Annotated in this window: 15 protein-coding genes; 2 read left to right on the top strand and 13 right to left on the bottom strand. The window is 46.3% G+C overall.

Annotated features, from left to right (window positions below; genetic code table 11):
- Nucleotides 1-3: 3 nt before the first annotated feature.
- The 4 genes from MHB72_RS17510 to MHB72_RS17495 are packed head-to-tail and all read right to left on the bottom strand — an operon-like array spanning nt 4 to nt 4,646.
- Nucleotides 4-1,482 carry a Na+/H+ antiporter subunit D gene (locus MHB72_RS17510; protein WP_023856152.1) on the bottom strand — a complete coding sequence of 493 codons (1,479 nt, stop codon included), beginning with the start codon at nt 1,480-1,482 and terminating at the stop codon, nt 4-6.
- Nucleotides 1,475-1,816: a Na(+)/H(+) antiporter subunit C gene (locus MHB72_RS17505; RefSeq protein WP_020452785.1), complete on the bottom strand. Its 342-nt coding sequence runs from the start codon at nt 1,814-1,816 to the stop codon at nt 1,475-1,477. The genes MHB72_RS17510 and MHB72_RS17505 overlap by 8 nt, the downstream gene beginning before the upstream one ends.
- Complete coding sequence (locus MHB72_RS17500) at nt 1,816-2,247, bottom strand: Na(+)/H(+) antiporter subunit B (protein WP_003184834.1); 432 nt, start codon at nt 2,245-2,247, stop codon at nt 1,816-1,818. Before MHB72_RS17500 ends, MHB72_RS17505 begins: the two co-directional genes overlap by 1 nt.
- The gene (locus tag MHB72_RS17495) at nt 2,244-4,646 is read right to left on the bottom strand and encodes a Na+/H+ antiporter subunit A (RefSeq protein ID WP_035337587.1); all 2,403 of its coding nucleotides are present in this window, start codon (nt 4,644-4,646) and stop codon (nt 2,244-2,246) included. The genes MHB72_RS17500 and MHB72_RS17495 overlap by 4 nt, the downstream gene beginning before the upstream one ends.
- Nucleotides 4,647-4,891: 245 nt before the next feature.
- Between MHB72_RS17495 and MHB72_RS17490 the strand changes: the two genes are divergently transcribed.
- Nucleotides 4,892-5,125 carry a hypothetical protein gene (locus MHB72_RS17490; RefSeq protein WP_023856150.1) on the top strand — a complete coding sequence of 78 codons (234 nt, stop codon included), beginning with the start codon at nt 4,892-4,894 and terminating at the stop codon, nt 5,123-5,125.
- 59 nt (nt 5,126-5,184) lie between these two features.
- Here the strand turns inward: MHB72_RS17490 and MHB72_RS17485 are convergent, their stop codons facing one another.
- The 6 genes from MHB72_RS17485 to malK form a co-directional block, all read right to left on the bottom strand.
- Nucleotides 5,185-6,528, bottom strand: a complete 1,344-nt coding sequence (locus MHB72_RS17485; RefSeq protein ID WP_023856149.1) for a 2-hydroxycarboxylate transporter family protein — start codon at nt 6,526-6,528, stop codon at nt 5,185-5,187.
- Between the two features lie 272 nt (nt 6,529-6,800).
- Nucleotides 6,801-7,592, bottom strand: coding sequence for a phosphatidylserine decarboxylase (locus tag MHB72_RS17480; protein WP_216919627.1), 792 nt, complete (start codon nt 7,590-7,592; stop codon nt 6,801-6,803).
- Between the two features lie 42 nt (nt 7,593-7,634).
- A complete protein-coding gene (locus tag MHB72_RS17475; protein ID WP_020452781.1) occupies nt 7,635-8,117 on the bottom strand; it encodes a DedA family protein in 483 nt (160 codons plus the stop codon).
- A gap of 6 nt (nt 8,118-8,123) precedes the next feature.
- The gene (gene pssA, locus MHB72_RS17470) at nt 8,124-8,660 is read right to left on the bottom strand and encodes a CDP-diacylglycerol--serine O-phosphatidyltransferase (protein WP_020452780.1); all 537 of its coding nucleotides are present in this window, start codon (nt 8,658-8,660) and stop codon (nt 8,124-8,126) included.
- 525 nt (nt 8,661-9,185) lie between these two features.
- A complete protein-coding gene (locus MHB72_RS17465) occupies nt 9,186-9,893 on the bottom strand; it encodes a response regulator (protein ID WP_020452779.1) in 708 nt (235 codons plus the stop codon).
- The gene (malK, locus tag MHB72_RS17460; RefSeq protein WP_023856146.1) at nt 9,886-11,487 is read right to left on the bottom strand and encodes a malate sensor histidine kinase MalK; all 1,602 of its coding nucleotides are present in this window, start codon (nt 11,485-11,487) and stop codon (nt 9,886-9,888) included. The genes MHB72_RS17465 and malK overlap by 8 nt, the downstream gene beginning before the upstream one ends.
- 186 nt (nt 11,488-11,673) lie before the next feature.
- Between malK and MHB72_RS17455 the strand changes: the two genes are divergently transcribed.
- Nucleotides 11,674-12,231 (top strand): YufK family protein, encoded by a 558-nt coding sequence (locus MHB72_RS17455; RefSeq protein ID WP_020452777.1) that lies wholly within the window; start codon nt 11,674-11,676, stop codon nt 12,229-12,231.
- A 50-nt stretch (nt 12,232-12,281) separates the two neighbouring features.
- Here the strand turns inward: MHB72_RS17455 and MHB72_RS17450 are convergent, their stop codons facing one another.
- From MHB72_RS17450 to MHB72_RS17440, 3 genes are all read right to left on the bottom strand, one after another.
- Entirely contained in the window at nt 12,282-12,680 is a 399-nt protein-coding gene (locus tag MHB72_RS17450; RefSeq protein ID WP_033155026.1) for a thiol-disulfide oxidoreductase DCC family protein, read from the bottom strand.
- A gap of 31 nt (nt 12,681-12,711) precedes the next feature.
- On the bottom strand, nt 12,712-14,547 hold the full coding sequence (locus MHB72_RS17445; protein WP_254121914.1) for a transglycosylase domain-containing protein: 1,836 nt from the start codon (nt 14,545-14,547) through the stop codon (nt 12,712-12,714).
- A 132-nt stretch (nt 14,548-14,679) separates the two neighbouring features.
- On the bottom strand, nt 14,680-15,858 hold the full coding sequence (locus tag MHB72_RS17440; RefSeq protein ID WP_216919694.1) for an MFS transporter: 1,179 nt from the start codon (nt 15,856-15,858) through the stop codon (nt 14,680-14,682).
- Nucleotides 15,859-15,993 lie beyond the last annotated feature (135 nt).

Genomic DNA, 15,993 nt, shown 5'->3' with positions numbered 1-15,993 from the left:
GATCTACTCCTTCAAAACGGCTTCAATATATTTTTCGGGGTTGACGAGCGTATCAGCCGCCTGATGGAAATACGGCGCGATAAGCTCGGTTCCGAGTCCGATGGCAAGCGACAGAAAGAGCAGTACCGCTGCCGGATACATGTAGCCTTTTAGCGGTCTTTTGGCCGGAGCATCTTCCTGTTCATCCCCCCAGAAGCCGTTGATAAATATTTTCATGATGGAATACAAGACGAGCAGACTGGATAAAAGCATCAGCAGCGTAATCACGAATTCACCGCTTAGAAAGCCGCCCTCTGCAATTTTCAGCTTGCCGATGAATCCGCTGAAAGGAGGGACCCCTGCCAATGAAACTGCTGAAATCATAAACATCCAGCCGAGCACCGGATGGTTTTTGATCAGGCCGCTCATTTTTTTCAGGTTGTTTGTCCCTGTCAGAGTAAACAGCGCTCCGCCAAGCATAAACAGCGCTCCTTTAATGATCATGTCATGAATCAGATAGTAGACAGATCCTTCGATCGAAGCCGGCGTATTGGCGGCGATACCGAATAAGATCACACCGACCGCAGTCACAATATTGTAGATAATGATTTTTTGAACATCCCAGTAGGCGATCGAGCCGATGACACCGAAGATGATCGTAAGGGCCGCAAGCCAGACCATTAATTGATGAGTAAAAGCCGCGTCTTGGGTGAAAATTAATGTAAACACCCTTGTGATCGCGTACAGGCCGACTTTGGTCAGAAGTGCGCCAAACAGTGCGGACACAGCGGCAGGCGGCGCATAATAAGAACCAGGCATCCAGAAATACAGCGGGAAAATGCCGCCTTTTAAACCGAAGACGATCAAAAATAAAACAGCGATGACCGTGATCAGCCCGGTTTGGCCCGATTCACTGATCCGAACGCTCAAATCCGCCATGTTTAATGTGCCCGTCACCGCATATAAATAAGCGACTCCGATGACAAAGAGGGCGGAAGAGATAATGTTAAAGACGATGTACTTCAGAGATTCCCGCAGCTGGATCTTCGTGCCGCCAATGACGATCAGCACATAAGAAGCCATCAGGAGAACCTCAAAAAATACGAACAGGTTAAACAAATCCCCGGTTAAGAAAGCGCCGCTAACTCCGGCAAGCAGGAACTGGACCGCGGGATAATAAAAGAAACGCTCGCGTTTTTCGCCGATGGAGCGAAACGAATAAAGAACCGTCAGAAATCCGATAATGGCTGTCGTTAACGCCAGAAGGCTGGCGAATTGATCAGCGACAAGGCTGATCCCGAACGGCGGCTTCCACCCGCCGAGATACAAGGTCTGGATTCCGTCCGTATAGACGGTCTGCACAAGAACAGCGGCCGCCGCGATCGCCGCAATGGAAGATATGGCGCTGAATGCACGCATCAGCACGATCGACTTGTTCATAAAGATGAGCAGAACTGCGGCCATTAAAGGAATCAGTATTGGCAGAATTACAAGATTATTCATGTTGATCATTTCCCCTCATTTGATCCATATCATCCATTTTCAGCTCTTGGTAGGCGCGGAAAGCCATGACCAGGAGAAACGAGGTGACCCCGAAAGCAATGACGATCGCCGTTAAAATCAACGCCTGAGGGAGAGGGTCGACATAGGTTGACGACTCTTCATTTAAAATGGGGGGCGCACCTTTTTTTAACCCTCCCATTGTCAGCAGAAGCAGGTGGACGCCATGGCTGAGAACGGCAGTTCCGATAATCACCCTCAGAAGGCTTTTTGAAAGCAAGAGATATGTCGCCGCCATAAACAAAATTCCTACAATAAAAGACATTAAAATCTCCATTATTCTCTCTCCCCAATCGTCTGAATAATGGTCATGGTCACGCCGACCACTACGAGATAAACCCCGATATCAAACAATACCGCGGTGGCAAGCTCCGTTTTCCCCAAGAGCGGAAGGTTAAAGTAATCAAACGCGTGGGAAAGAAACTGAGCGCCGAATAAAAATGAACCGATTCCGGTGGAAACGGAAATGAATAAGCCGACGGCCGCCACATAGATAAAGTTGACGGGCAAAATGTTCTGCACCGTTTTTAAATCATAGGCAAGCAGCAGAAGGACGAGCGAAGACGCCGTCATCAATCCGCCGATAAAACCGCCGCCCGGGTTATTATGGCCGGCAAAAAACAGATGGAAAGAAAAGAGCAGAATGATAAAGGATGCAATCTTTGTAACGGTTTGCAGGATCACATCATTCGTCTGAACCTTTTTCAATGCTCTTCCCCTCCTTTCCCCATTCTGAGCCTGATCATGCCGTATATTCCTAAAGCGGCTATGACAAGTACGGTAATTTCAAACAATGTATCAAATCCCCTGAAGTCGACCAATATCACGTTGACGATATTGTGGCCGCCTGCGAGTTTATAGCTGTTTTCAATAAAATACGATGCGATGCTTTCAAGGGAGCGCTGGCTGTTTGCAGAAAGTGCGAGCAGCGTCACAACAGTTCCGACTCCGACCGAGACAAGCGCATTTGTGACCCTGAACTTAGCCGACTTCGGCTTGAATCTGAGCTTTGGCAAATGATAGAAGCAAAGCAGGAACAATGCGACTGAAATCGTTTCGATAATCAGCTGCGTCAGCGCGAGATCCGGCGCTCTGAAAATGACGAAGAACAGCGCAAGCGTGTAGCCGATGACGCCGAGCCCGATAATCGCCGTCAGTCTTGATCTTGCGAAAACGGTGGTAAATGTTGCGGCAATCATGACGGCTGACAAAACAAGCTCATAGATGCCGATTGAAGCATTGCCTTTCACATCGTATGAAAAGCCTCCGGTAACAACGAGCGATCCGCCGATGATCACGATAAAGAAGACAAAAACATAGACGAGATAATCGCGAAGAAACCCGGTCATATACGTTCTTGTAATCTTGTTGGAGCCTTTTTCAAGCCCAGACAACGAGCTGTCGTACAGTTTGTTGAGCGTCAGTTTTTCCGGGAAGAGGCCGTAGACCTTCCGCCATTTTGACAAGGTCAAATAGGCGAGAACGCCGAGAGCAACGACGCCGATTGTCATGTAGAGTTCAGATGAAAAGCCGTGCCACATGTAAATATGAACCTTGAATTTTTCGTCTCCGTCCAAAAGGGTCGGCATAATCGACGATGCAGCCGGTTCAATGATGCTGTATGACAGAATGTTCGGGAAAAAGAAAAAAATCACCACGAGAGAGACGAGGACAATCGGCGAAATCAGCATGCCGAGTGGAGCCTCATGCGCTTGTTTTTCAAGTTTTTCAGGCTGATATTTCCCCCCGAACGTTTTAAACAGCAGAACCATGCAGTAAATGAACGTAAACACGCTTCCGATCCAAGCCAGAACAGGAAGCACAAAACTCCATGTGTCGGCGCTATACAAATTAAAATTCGTAATCCTGAGCATGCTGGTGAAAAACATTTCCTTGCTCAAAAAGCCGTTGAACGGCGGCAGACCAGCCATTGAAAACGCGCCGATCAGCGTAATCGTAAACGTAATCGGCATGATCGTCATCAGACCGCCGAGCTTGCGGATATCCCTCGTTCCCGTTTCATGATCGATGATTCCGACCGCCATGAACAGGCTGCCTTTGAATGTCGCATGGTTGATCAGGTGAAAAACGGCAGCGATCACTGCAACCATATAGTATTCAAAATTTTGATAGTGCAGAGCTGCGGCTCCGACGCCGAGCATCGACATGATCATTCCGAGCTGGCTGACCGTAGAAAAGGCAAGTATCGCTTTCAGATCAGTCTGCTTGACGGCGTTGAACGAACCCCAGAAAAGCGTGACAATCCCCGTGAGGGACACGATCCAAAACCATTCCCCGGAAAAAGCGAACACAGGGGTGAATCTTGCAACGATATAAATTCCCGCTTTTACCATCGTGGCGGAGTGCAGGTAAGCACTTACAGGCGTTGGTGCTTCCATCGCGTCAGGAAGCCAGATGTAAAAAGGGAACTGCGCAGATTTAGTGAAGGCTCCGATTAACACCAGCACGAGAGCCGGAATGAAAAAGCCGTGGCCCGAAATTAAATCAACTTGGTTGATCATTTCTCTAATCGAGAATGAACCCGTAATCGTGTAAAGAAGAATGAAGCCTCCAAGCATGGAAAGACCGCCGAAAATGGTGATAAGCATCGATTTTGTCGCGCCGTATCTTGATTTTTCCCGCTTGTACCAATAGCCGATGAGCAAAAAAGACGATATGCTGGTCAATTCCCAAAATAAATAAAGTACAATGACGTTATCAACGAGAACAACGCCGAGCATTGCCCCCATGAACATGAGCAGATAAACGTAAAACGGTCCGAGCTGCTCTCTTTCTTTAGATAGATAATAGATGCTGTAAAGGACAACCAAAGACCCTATCCCTGTAATCAGAAGGGCGAATAGCAATCCGAGTCCGTCAACGTATGCGGTAAAGTTAATGCCAAAGGACGGAATCCATTCCAGTACAGCCTTTAATGTTCCGCCATCCGCCGTCATTTTGATCATGCGGAAAAAATAAATAAATAATAGAACAGGAAGAACCAGGACAAACCAGCCTGTATGAATCTTTCTGACGTTTTTCGCCAATAGCGGAATCAAAAAGGCGAGTGCAAAAGGCGATAAAATTGCAATATGTAAAGCCGTCATATTAACCTCCCTTTAAGGTAGCATGTATAAATACATTCTGTTCCATACTAAAATTTTCAAACGTTATGTACTTTTTTAGAACTGGTGACCTAGACAAATTATAACTCAAATTTTAATCGGCTGCATGATCTCATGATAATCGCGGTTTATGCGGTCTTATGAACCTGAAAACAATTTTAACAAAAAATGCGGCATTTGTATAATGGAAAGTTTTTTTGAACAAGATGAATTTGAGGTGATGAAAGATGAGAAGGAAAGCTTTTATCAGCTTAAGTTTATTTTGTTCGCTTTTTGCGGGAGCGTTTATGATCAACAGGGAAATGACGCGTGAACAGACTCCGGGGATAGGAACGGACGAAGGCCCTCAATATCACGGGGATTATACGCCGCTTCAGACGGGAGCGGAAGATCAGTCCTTAACGGGAAAAGAAAGAGCTCCCTTTAAACCGAGAGAATATATCAGAGTTGAGAAACGCTGAAAACAAAAAAGGAATCCGATCGTATAGATCAGACTCCTTTTTGTTTTTTTATGCGGCCCTTACGAGGTGAAGAACCTTAGTAAAACGGTCGCCATAATGACGGTTGCTGCCCCGCCGAGACGCGTTGAGATTTGCGCAAACGGCATCAGCCCCATCCGGCCTGAAGCCGAAAGAATAGCCACGTCCCCCGTACCGCCGAGACCGCTGTGACAGCCGGTGACAATCGCTGATTCAACAGGGTACATGTTCATTAATTTGCCGACAAAGTAGCCTGATGTCACCATGGCAATGACGACTGAAGCGCAGACGGCGATGAAGCGCAGGGAAATAACGGACGCCACATCATCAAGCGGGATGTAAAGAATGCCGAGCCCGACCATCAGCGGCCAAGTGAAGCTTGATGACATGAATTTGTAAAGCTGGTGTGCGCCTTTTTCCATGCTTGCAGGCAGAAGCTTTGCATATTTTACGGCAGCCGCCGCGATGATCATCAGGATCGCTCCCGGAATTGCGATGAACTTGGAGACCAAACCGCCGAAAATGAAGAAGGAACATGCGATTAAAACGCCGGCACCCATTAATTTCAAATCGATTTTCGGCTCCTCTTCTTTTTGGTTGAAAATTTCATCGTCTTTTTTCGATTTGACGAGCCTGCCGTTACCATTCAGCTCAGGCCGCTTTTCGCCAAGCTTTTTCATCAGTCCGGCTGAGATGATGGCAACGACGTTTCCGATAATAGCGGCCGGAATGAGCTGTGAAACAAATACATCTGTGGATTGTCCCAAAATTTGCGAGTAAGCGAGTGACAGCGGCAGGATTCCTTCGCCGATGCCTCCGGCAATAATCGGTACAATAATAAAGAAGAAAGCTTCATAAGGGCTGTAGCCAAACAACAGACCGACGAGAATACCGGCGGCAACCGCTGCGACCGTCCCGGCCAACAACGGAACGAACATTCTCATAAAACCTTGAATCAGAACTGTGCGATGCATTCCTAAAATACTTCCCGCGACTAAACATGCGATGTAAAAATACAGAAAATTCGACGTTTTCATCAAAGTCGTAACCGCTTCCATAGATGCGGGGTTAAGCACTTTGAAAAAGACTAAAAACGAAGGAACAAACAGCGAGAGAATGGCAGGTCCGCCGATATCTTTTAAAATCGGAATGCGCTGTCCAACATCCCCGAGAATAATACCGAGAATCATAATGATCGCGAAACCGCCAAGCATGTCATTCGGCAATTCGTTATAGTAAGCTGCCAGAAAAATAATCAGCGCAAGCGCAATGTATAGCGGAAACGGAATCACGCCGATTTTCCAATTGATCAACTTCTGGAAAAAATTTTTATTTTCTTTATGACCGTGATTTGTAATCGGTTTCAAATCTTTTGCTGCTTCCATCAAAAACACCCCCATGTTTGTATGTGTTCAATTGTAGAAGAAAAGTGTCAATTCTGTGCGTTTTTTAAATTAAAATAATCGATTGATAATTAAATTAAAGCGAAAAAGAGCGGGAAAAGAGGAGGAATCTGCTTGATTTTGATCAATTTATAGGTCTTTTGGTTTATTAGGGAGTCGTATCCAGGTAAAAAAGGGAATTCCCTGTCCGGGGAGAAAGCTTTTTTAAAGCAGCAATTTAAAAAACCCCCGAAGCTGTTTTCGGGGGCTTTGCATTATGATTTTCTTTTGGCAAGAGATCCTAACGCCTCTCCCATTTTCACTTGAAGAGAGGGGTGAAGGCGCTCATCAGGAATAAAGGTATCCTTTTCAAACAGCAGGATAACGGTCGAGCCGAAAGAGAAATATGCGATTTCGTCGCCTTGACGCCATTCTTTTGACTCCTCGAGCATCACGATCGAGTTAATATACATCGCCCCGACCTTCACAAGCAGGGCGGACCCATATTGATGCTTAAATTCGGAAATCATCCGGTAGTTTTTTGTCAGCGGCGATTTCCCGTAGGTCAAACCGATTTGATTCACGGGGTAAGACGCGCTTCCCAGCGAATATTGCGTTTCAAGTGTACCGTCAGCCGGGCTGTGAATTCTGTGGTAGTCCCTCGGGCTTAAATAGATGATGATATAGTTTCCACCGATATAGCGGTTCACGATCTCGGATCGCCCGATCATTTCTTCTACGGAATAGAGCTTTTGTTTGACGGTAAATTGCTTGTCGCGCGTGATGGCGCCCATTTCTTCGATGACTCCGTCCACAGGGCTGACCAGGCTGTTTGGTTCAGCGGGAAGGGGGCGTGCACCGCTCTTTAATTTTCTGATGAACAGCTCGTGCAGGCTGTTAAAAGAGCGGACATCTTCCAGCATCTCTTCTGTATTGATATGAAAGGTTTTGATATAGGAGGGGATGAGAGGTTTGCTGAGCTTTGACTGAGCAAACTTTTTCAGCATCCGGGACACGCCCTTTTTATTCGTCAACTCGATCAAAAACCGGTAAAGCCGCTTTTTCAAGCTGTTCACTCCTTTACTGATCACACGGGATGCAAGCGGTATTTAAATCACGCCGATTGTGTATCCGATCGTAATAAAAACGAGACACCAAATAAAAGCCCCTGATCCGGCATAAATCAGGAACCTTTTCATGTCCATCTCATTCATGCCGGACAGATAGCATGTCACATGGCGGATTCCGGGAACAAAGTAGCCGAAAAGAATCGTCCACGGGCCGTATTTTTCAAACCAGCGGTGCACGGTGTCCAGTCTTTTCGGCGTCAGACCGATCCATTTCCCGAACTTATCGAGCAGCGGTTTACCGATTTTCTTCCCTAGAAAGTAACTGATGAGCATCCCTGATACCGCACCTGAAAAGCTGATCAAAAGAGACAGCTCATAGTTTAATAGATGAATAGAAGACAGATAACCGACAAATGTCATCATGACTTCATCGGGTATCGGCAGGCCTACAATTCCGAGAACAAGCATCCCGAATATCGCAAAATACCCGTATTGGGAAATCAATTCTTTTGCCAACTCCATGAAAAACTAGCTCACTTTCTTCAATAGTTTTTTCCCCTTCAGGCTGATGACTTTGATTTTGCTGACCATGAGAAAGGACAGGAACAGCATAATCAAAATGTACGGCTTTTTGCCAAGGATCTCTGATAAAAGGTTTAAGCAAACCAGAATTGTTCCGGCTGCGGTGATCGGAAGGCCTGTAAAATAATCCTGGTTCTCTGATTGAATATTAAATCGCGCCAGCCGAAGCGCTCCGCAAACAGGGAATAACAATGTCGAAGGAAGGCCTAAGATCGGTGCATCATAAAAAACGATTGAATAGGTGATGATGGCCGGGGCGACTCCGAAAGTGATAATATCAGACAAAGAATCCAATTCTTTTCCAAACGGGCTGACGGCATTTAATCTGCGCGCGGCCATGCCGTCAAGGCTGTCCAAGATAGCGCCGATCAGAACAAATATAATGGCTAAGAATAAATACCCTCTGAATGCAAGCAATATTGAAGAGATGCCCGAAACAAAGTTTCCAATCGTAATTAAAGAAGGTATGACTGATTTATTCAATGTTTTCGCATCCTTTAAATAAAAACGTTTTATATAGAAATTAAACAATATTAAATTGTATACGATTTGCTTCCTGTCTGCAATAAAATTCCTGAAATGATTGATAACCAGACTTTTTCATCATACCATAAAAGTGGTAAAGACACTGGCGGCGTCAAAAAAATTTATATTTTGTTAAGGTAACAAAAAAATGAATAAGAGAGCAGACGCTCTCTTATTCTATCGTTCGGTTCGCGTTTTCCTTTAATATAAGCCGATAAATCAGGCCAGCGCGGGAATCGTCAAACGCAAGGCGAAATCAGCATCAGACGCTTGGTATTTCTTTGAAGAAGGAAGCGTGGACCCGATGCTGTTGATAGCTTTGAGCGAAGCCGAAGAACAGAGCGGATTCGATCGGGTCGAACCCTAAGCGCAGCGAGCGCGATAAATCCTTGTCCGGTAACGGCGGCATGCGAGAAGTCAAGCGTGACCGTCACAAAAAAACGCCCGCTGTCTTTAGGAAGCAGCGGGCGGGGAGGGGACATGTTATAGATATTGGTTAATCACGTTCAAGTCATTTGTATTTAATTTATATTGGAAAACCGGTCTGCCGATCGTGCCGTAGGCCATTTCTACGTTGAGAACTTCGATTTCCTCCAGAAACTTCAAGTATTTGCGAATTGAAACTTGAGAGATTTCCGTGTGATTGGCCAAATCTTCTGTTGTGAACGTCAAGCTGTCAAACGATCTGATGCTTGACCAAATGAGATTCAGCGTGCTTTTGGTCAGCCCTTTTGGCAAATGCATCTTTTCGGGCGCGCGTTTTTTTTGAAAAAGTTCGAAATCCAGCTCTTTTTGGCTGATATTCCGGTTGCTTGCATAAAGCTGCTGCTTCCGTTTGTAATCGGTTAGGGCGCTTTGAAACCGCTCAAATTCGAACGGCTTGATTAAGTAATCGACAGCCCCGTACCGCAGCGTTTTTTGAACAACATCCATTTCACTGGCCGCTGAGATGACGATCACGTCGACAGCTTGATTCTGGCGTCTGATCTCAGTGAGCAGCTCGACGCCGTTCCTGCCCGGCATATAAATATCGAGCAGGATCAGATCGATGTGCTCTTCCCGGAGGAAGGTGAGAGCCTCTTGAAAAGAAGCGGCAATTCCCTTCAGCTGAAATCCCTCTACCTGGCTGAGGTAACGTTTATTCAGCTCTCTTACCATCGGGTCATCTTCAACAATTAATACATCAATCATGGTCATCCTCCTTTGGTTCATACGGAATGCGGAGACTGAATGTCGTTCCTTCATTCTTTTCGCTTGTCACGATGATATGTCCATTTAAATTTTCAAGGCTTTGTTCGACGAAATAAAGCCCGAACCCCCGGTTGGAGCCCTTTGTTGAAAAGCCTTGATCAAACATTTTCTGCTGTTCCTCCTTGGATATGCCGACTCCCGTATCCGTGACTTCAATATCAAGCTGTCCGTCATGGTGGCGGAATGAAATCGAGATATTTTTCTTATCAGTTGCGGAAACGGCATCCAGGGCATTGTTGAGAAGGTTCCCGATAACGGTGATTAAATCGTGTATCACCGCTGTGTTGGCTGTATCCGGAATCCTCGTGCTGCAATGAACCTCCAGCGAGGCCCCCTGTTCCCGGATATAGCTCTGCTTGCCGAGCAAAAAGCCGGCGAGCACCGAGTTTTTAATATGGTTGATAATTTCGCTCGCTTCAGACTGCTGATAGATCGCAATGTCTTTTATATAGTTTCCAAGCTCGTCGTAGTTCTTTAATTGAACGAGACCGAGAATCACGTGGAGCTTGTTCATAAACTCGTGCGACTGCGCCCTGAGCGCGTTTGCGTACATTTTAACACCGGACAGCTGCTCAGCTAAGTGCTTCACTTCGGTTTTGTCGCGGAATGTGGCAATCGCTCCGACGATGTTTCCCTTTTTTAAGTGGATCGGAACTTCATTAAAGACAAGTTCTAGCCCGTTGATTCTAACGTCGCGGTCCAGAACGGGCTTCTGAGTATCGATCACTTGTTTCAGGCGGTTGTTTGGCAAGATGTCGGTGACATCCCGGTCGATCGGATTCTCTTCGATCCCCATTTTATGAAACAGGCGCTTCGCTTCCGCGTTGGCGAGCTTGATTTTTCCTGTTCGGTCAACGGCGAGTATCCCTTCTTTTGTCGACTCAAGCATCGCGCTTCGTTCATTCAAAAGCGTTGCAATTTCATACGGTTCCATACCGAACATAATCGTTTTTACTTTCCTCGCCACGATGACAGCTCCGATGATTCCGGCGAAGATGCTGAGGACGATAACCGTATATAAAGGGCGGAGATTTTGCTGGGTGATCTGCTCAATCTCGTTAAGGGTGATTCCGACCGCTACCGCTCCGACCTGGCTGCCCGTTTTATTATAGATGGGAACAAAAGCCCTCAGTGATTCACCGAGCGTGCCTTTTGCCGTACTAATGTGGCGGCGGCCCTTCAGCACTTCTTTTTCGTCCCCGCCGGCAAATTTCTTTCCGATTTTATTCGGATCCGGGTGGGTTTTACGGATGCTGTTCATATCCATGACAACGACGAATTCAGTCTCGGTGATTTTTTGAACGCGGGCGGTGTATGTTCGGAGCTCATCGTATTCGCCGCTTTCCAGCGATTGCGCCGTAATCGGAGCTTCGGCGACCATCTCCGCCGTCTGCAGGGCAATCTGCTGCTCCTGCTCCCGAATGTTCCTTGCGGTCTCGGACCCGACCATAAAAAACGCGATCAATAAAGAAATCAAAACGACGACGCAGACAAATATCGTTAATCGTGTCTGCAGTTTTAATGTTTTTTTCAACGGCGATTCCTCGCGATCTATTGATTAGTCAACACATAATACTTTACAAGTAAATGGCGAATTTGTGAAGAATCCTGCCCCTTTCTGCCGCGAACAGCAGAAATTAAAAATATGGAAAATATTCTTGTCAACAGGTCCTAAGTCGTACATAATGAATGAGGAACATATCAGAAAGGGACTTTTTTTATGAAAAATACGTATGTAACAGGCTTTTTTCCTTTTATCGCAATTCTTCTTTTCAGTTCATCTCTTGCGATTTCTTCCGTTATCTATGCCATGGGGATACTGTCTTCTCTCGGCATTTACAAAGGAATGCTCGAATTTTTCTCTGAGAGCGGCATCCGGATGGCTTTGTTTGCTGTGTTTACGCTGATTTTTTTCATGGTATTTTCCGCTTTGAAGCTGATTGCCAATACAGTGACAGAGCTTGCCCTCTTATTTTTCGCCAAAGATCCTGAAGGAGCGAACCTGAGGAAAATCAGGGTCGGTTCTGCCGTGTATCTGGGAGCAAGCCTTTTATCCTTTATTTTTGTCCAATATGCCGCTGGAATTGCAGCGCTTTTTTTACTCGCAACACTCGTATATTTAATTTTTATCGTTTATGCGATCCACAGCACGCTTTCATTTATGTCATTAATCGGCTTTATTATGTTTGAGCTGCTGTTTTGGTTTACGTTTTTAATCGGCACGGTGTATATCGTCATCAAGCTATATAACAGCGTCATGGCGAGCCTGCCCGTTTGAGCCATGCAAAAAACCGGAGCGCGGACGTTTGTCCGGCGGCTCCGGTTTTTTTATGACAAAAATCGTTTTCTGATCTCAGGACCGGGAATGGTGCACTCGCTTTTTTGCCCAAACCATTTGTAACGGTTTTTCGCAATCACGCTGTAGATGGCGTCCCGTAGCGGTCTGGGAATGATCAAGAGGGCGGAAGCGGCCCGCCAAAGACCAGGAAGGCTTTTCACCACATGCAAGGCCGCGGTTGATTTCTGATATACCCGTCCGTTTTCGATCAAAATAAAGCTGTCAAAATGATCGGAGGGGAGCTGATATTGCTTGAGCAGCTTCCCCCCGGCATCAGATTGCAGGGAAGCGAATGAAAATAAGCCTTCTGGATCATGCTTGATGATGAATTGAACGGCTCCGTCGCAAAAGTTGCACACGCCGTCAAACAGAACGATTCGCTCAGGCATATCAGCCACTTTCAGCCACCCCTTTTTTGATTTAAGATGCGTATGCAAGCGTTCCTCTCCAGATTAAAAGTTGAGGTCCCGCGTGATGCAGATACTCGACATTGCCTTTTGCCTCTTTTCCGACCCATACACTCATTGTGTACGTATCCGTCAATCCGACAAACCAAAGGTCTCTGTACCCGTTGGATGTTCCGGTTTTGCCTCCTACATATCCGCCGCTGAAATTCGCTTTTTTCCCGGTTCCTTCTTTGACAACCGCTGATAAGAGCTGACGCATTTGGTTGTTTGTCCGCATGCTGAATACTTGCTGCGGTTTGTCTTTCCATTTGTAAAGCGTTTTGCCTTTTAAGTCCGTCACCTTTGTGATGGCATGGCTGGATGTATAGCTGCCGTTATTGCCGAAAGTCGTATAGGCATCGGCCATCTCCAGCGGTGAGAAGCCCCATGTAAATCCGCCCAGTGCAGCAGGAAGACGGTAGTCATTTTGAACGATTTTATCAAATCCGAACGGTTTTAAATAGCTGAATCCTTTTTGCACGCCGACCCGGTTCAGCATTCGTACGGCCGGTGTATTATACGAATTTTTAAAGGCTGTCTTGATCGACACGGTTCCGTATGTTCTTTCGTTGAAGTTGTTCGGACAGTATTCTTTGCTGCAAAATTTGCTTGCGTCAATCATGCTGCCTGCCGTCGCACCCGTTTCTTCAATGTACGGCCCGTAGTCAAGGAGCGGTTTAATCGATGATCCCGGCTGCCTGTATGCCTGGAATGCCAGGTTGTAATCATACTTTTTATAGTTTTTCCCGCCGGACATGGCGACGATTTGATGGGTTTGGTGGTTGATCACCACCGCTCCGCCTTGTACGCCTTCATAAGGGAGGCGATTATTCACTTGCTGGACGACCCGGTTTTGCATCCCGGTATCGAGCGCCGTATAAATTTTGATCCCGCTCGTCGTGAGGGAGCTGATGCGGTTAGACAGCTCTTTTTCGATTTTTTTCTTTTCTTCTTTTGTTTTTGCCTTTTTCAGCCGTTCGTCAAACCCTTCCGAAGCAGACACCAATTTGGTGAATTCCTCGTTGACATAAGTCGTATAGTCGGGATAAGCGTCTTTCTTTTCTTTTACATGAAGCGTAATTTTTTGCTTTACGGCTTTGCTGTATTCTTTTTCAGTGATCACGCCCGCTTTTTTCAGCCCTTCAAGCAGCCGCTTTTGGCGGGTTTTTGTGTAGTCAAAATGTTTCAAAGGATCATATAATGTAGGGTTATTAGGGATCGCGCAAATAAACGCCGTTTCGGCAAGGTTGAGAGATTTCAAAGGCTTGCTGAAATAGAAAGAAGACGCGGATCCAATTCCGTAGACCCCATGATTAAAATAGATCGTGTTTAAATATTTCTCAAAAATTTCTTCTTTTGAAAGCTTTTTTTCCAGCTGATAGGAATACAGGAGCTCTGTGAACTTGCGGTCGAAGGTTCGTTCATGGTTCAAATACAAGTTTCTCGAAAGCTGCTGTGTAATCGTGCTGGCACCCTGATCAATGCCGCCTTTTTTGACATTGGCTGCTGCGGCCCGGGCCATTCCGATAAAATCAAAGCCTTTATGCTGAAAGAAATGCCGATCCTCTGAAGTGAGAAACAGCTGCTTCACATGATCAGGGATATTTTTATAGGGGACAAATACCCGGTTTTGGTGATCTGAAACAATTTCTGAAATCAGGGCGCCGTCCCTGTCATACATGTAGCTGTTTTGTACAAGGCCGATATCTTTTATATTGATCTTCTCATCGAGCACCTGATCGAGAGGCTTCATATCCTGAGCTTCCCGGCCGGAGGCCATTAAGGTAAAGACAAATATAGGAATTAACATTAACAGAACAATCCATCCAAAAAATGAACGCAACTTTGTCACTCTCTTTTCGCTAAATTCTAGCCATATCGTACCATTCTTTTTTGATATCGAGAAGGATAATTTGATAGATTGGCAGTTTTTTATCCGATTTCAGCTTGCTTTTGCCTCTGATTTTTTTTGCTGGGACCTTTGGAATATCAGAAGGCATGCTCCGCCGAAAAAGAGGACGGCAGTTGCGTAAAAAGCGGAAGAAATTCCGAAAAAGCTGGAAAGAACGCCGCCGAGCACCGGGCCGATGACATTGCCCAAAAATCTGAAACTTACATTATAGCCAAGCACTTCCCCTTGAATAGGCCCCGGAGATTCAACTCGGATTAAGGCGGTGATGCAGGGAATCATCCCGCCAAGCGCGATTCCGAACAGAAAGCGGAAGAACACAAGCATTTCATACTGAGATGTAAGTCCTTGCGGGATAACGCAAACCGCGGCAGCCAGCGCGAGAATCATCAATATTTTTCCATGGCCGAACCGATCGCCTAAGACGCCCCATTTTCTCGCGGCGAGAAGGCTTCCAAGGCCGGTTGCAGAAAAAGCCAGCCCTGAGAAAAATGCGAGATTGTCAGTTCCGTGCAGCTCGCTGACATATAAGGCGAGCAGCGGCTGAACACTGAAGTTTCCCACTTGAATCACAGCGGTGAGGATCATCGCCGTAATCAGCGGGCGCTGGTGCAGAATCGTCTTCAGCACCTGCTTTCTCGTATACCCGGCGGAGGCATCGCGCTTCGCCTTCAAAGGACGTTCACGCACTCCGATAAACACGAGGAAAACGGCGCTGTAAATGGCAAATGCCGTAATGAAAAACGTATATGTAAAACCGACGCGATCGGCGAGCAGACCGCCGAGCAAGGGGCCGAATAACCCTCCTGAGACCGTGCCCATCTGCAGCGTGCCGAGCACTTTGCCAGCCGTTTTTTTCGGCGTCTGAGCCGAAATCATGGCAAGGGAAGTGGGAATGAACCCGGTTACGAGCCCCATCGCCATTCTCAAAAAAAACAGTTCGTATACGGAAGAGACAAGGGACATGAGAAGAATGCAAGTGCCGATGCCGGTGCCCGTGATCAAGAGGATTTTTTTATAGCCGTGTTTATCTCCGAACCTTCCCCAAAAAGGAGAAACCAAAAAGGCCATCAAAAATGTGACGCCGAAAACGTATCCGCTCCATTTTGCCGTAAATCCGTCCGAATAGCTGCCGAGCGTTTCGATATAGAGGGAAAGAAACGGCAGAACCATTGTAGAGCTTGCGGCCACGAAAAAATTCACGAACCACATGATCACAAGGTTTTTCTTATAAACAGAGATGCGAATCACCTTCTTAAAAAGTTTGAATTTCCTTCATTATAAATGAAATGTGGAAGCTGTATGGAATCGCTGCTCATTGAAAAAATGAAAATTGGGTATTTGAAG

It is taken from the genome of Bacillus sp. FSL K6-1284, assembly GCF_038002625.1.
GTDB classification, from domain to species: Bacteria; Bacillota; Bacilli; order Bacillales; family Bacillaceae; genus Bacillus; species Bacillus paralicheniformis.
Note: the sequence above shows the minus strand (reverse complement) of the source record. Positions and strands in the feature narration are given on the sequence as shown.

Coding starts and splice junctions, on each gene's coding strand:
- MHB72_RS17510 (WP_023856152.1), bottom strand. CDS start 1,482: ATGAATAATCTTGTAATTCTGCCAATACTGATTCCTTTAATGGCCGCA.
- MHB72_RS17505 (WP_020452785.1), bottom strand. CDS start 1,816: ATGGAGATTTTAATGTCTTTTATTGTAGGAATTTTGTTTATGGCGGCG.
- MHB72_RS17495 (WP_035337587.1), bottom strand. CDS start 4,646: ATGACGGCTTTACATATTGCAATTTTATCGCCTTTTGCACTCGCCTTT.
- MHB72_RS17490 (WP_023856150.1), top strand. CDS start 4,892: ATGAGAAGGAAAGCTTTTATCAGCTTAAGTTTATTTTGTTCGCTTTTT.
- MHB72_RS17485 (WP_023856149.1), bottom strand. CDS start 6,528: ATGGAAGCAGCAAAAGATTTGAAACCGATTACAAATCACGGTCATAAA.
- MHB72_RS17475 (WP_020452781.1), bottom strand. CDS start 8,117: ATGGAGTTGGCAAAAGAATTGATTTCCCAATACGGGTATTTTGCGATA.
- MHB72_RS17465 (WP_020452779.1), bottom strand. CDS start 9,893: ATGATTGATGTATTAATTGTTGAAGATGACCCGATGGTAAGAGAGCTG.
- MHB72_RS17455 (WP_020452777.1), top strand. CDS start 11,674: ATGAAAAATACGTATGTAACAGGCTTTTTTCCTTTTATCGCAATTCTT.
- MHB72_RS17450 (WP_033155026.1), bottom strand. CDS start 12,680: ATGCCTGAGCGAATCGTTCTGTTTGACGGCGTGTGCAACTTTTGCGAC.
- MHB72_RS17445 (WP_254121914.1), bottom strand. CDS start 14,547: ATGTTAATTCCTATATTTGTCTTTACCTTAATGGCCTCCGGCCGGGAA.
- MHB72_RS17440 (WP_216919694.1), bottom strand. CDS start 15,858: ATGTGGTTCGTGAATTTTTTCGTGGCCGCAAGCTCTACAATGGTTCTG.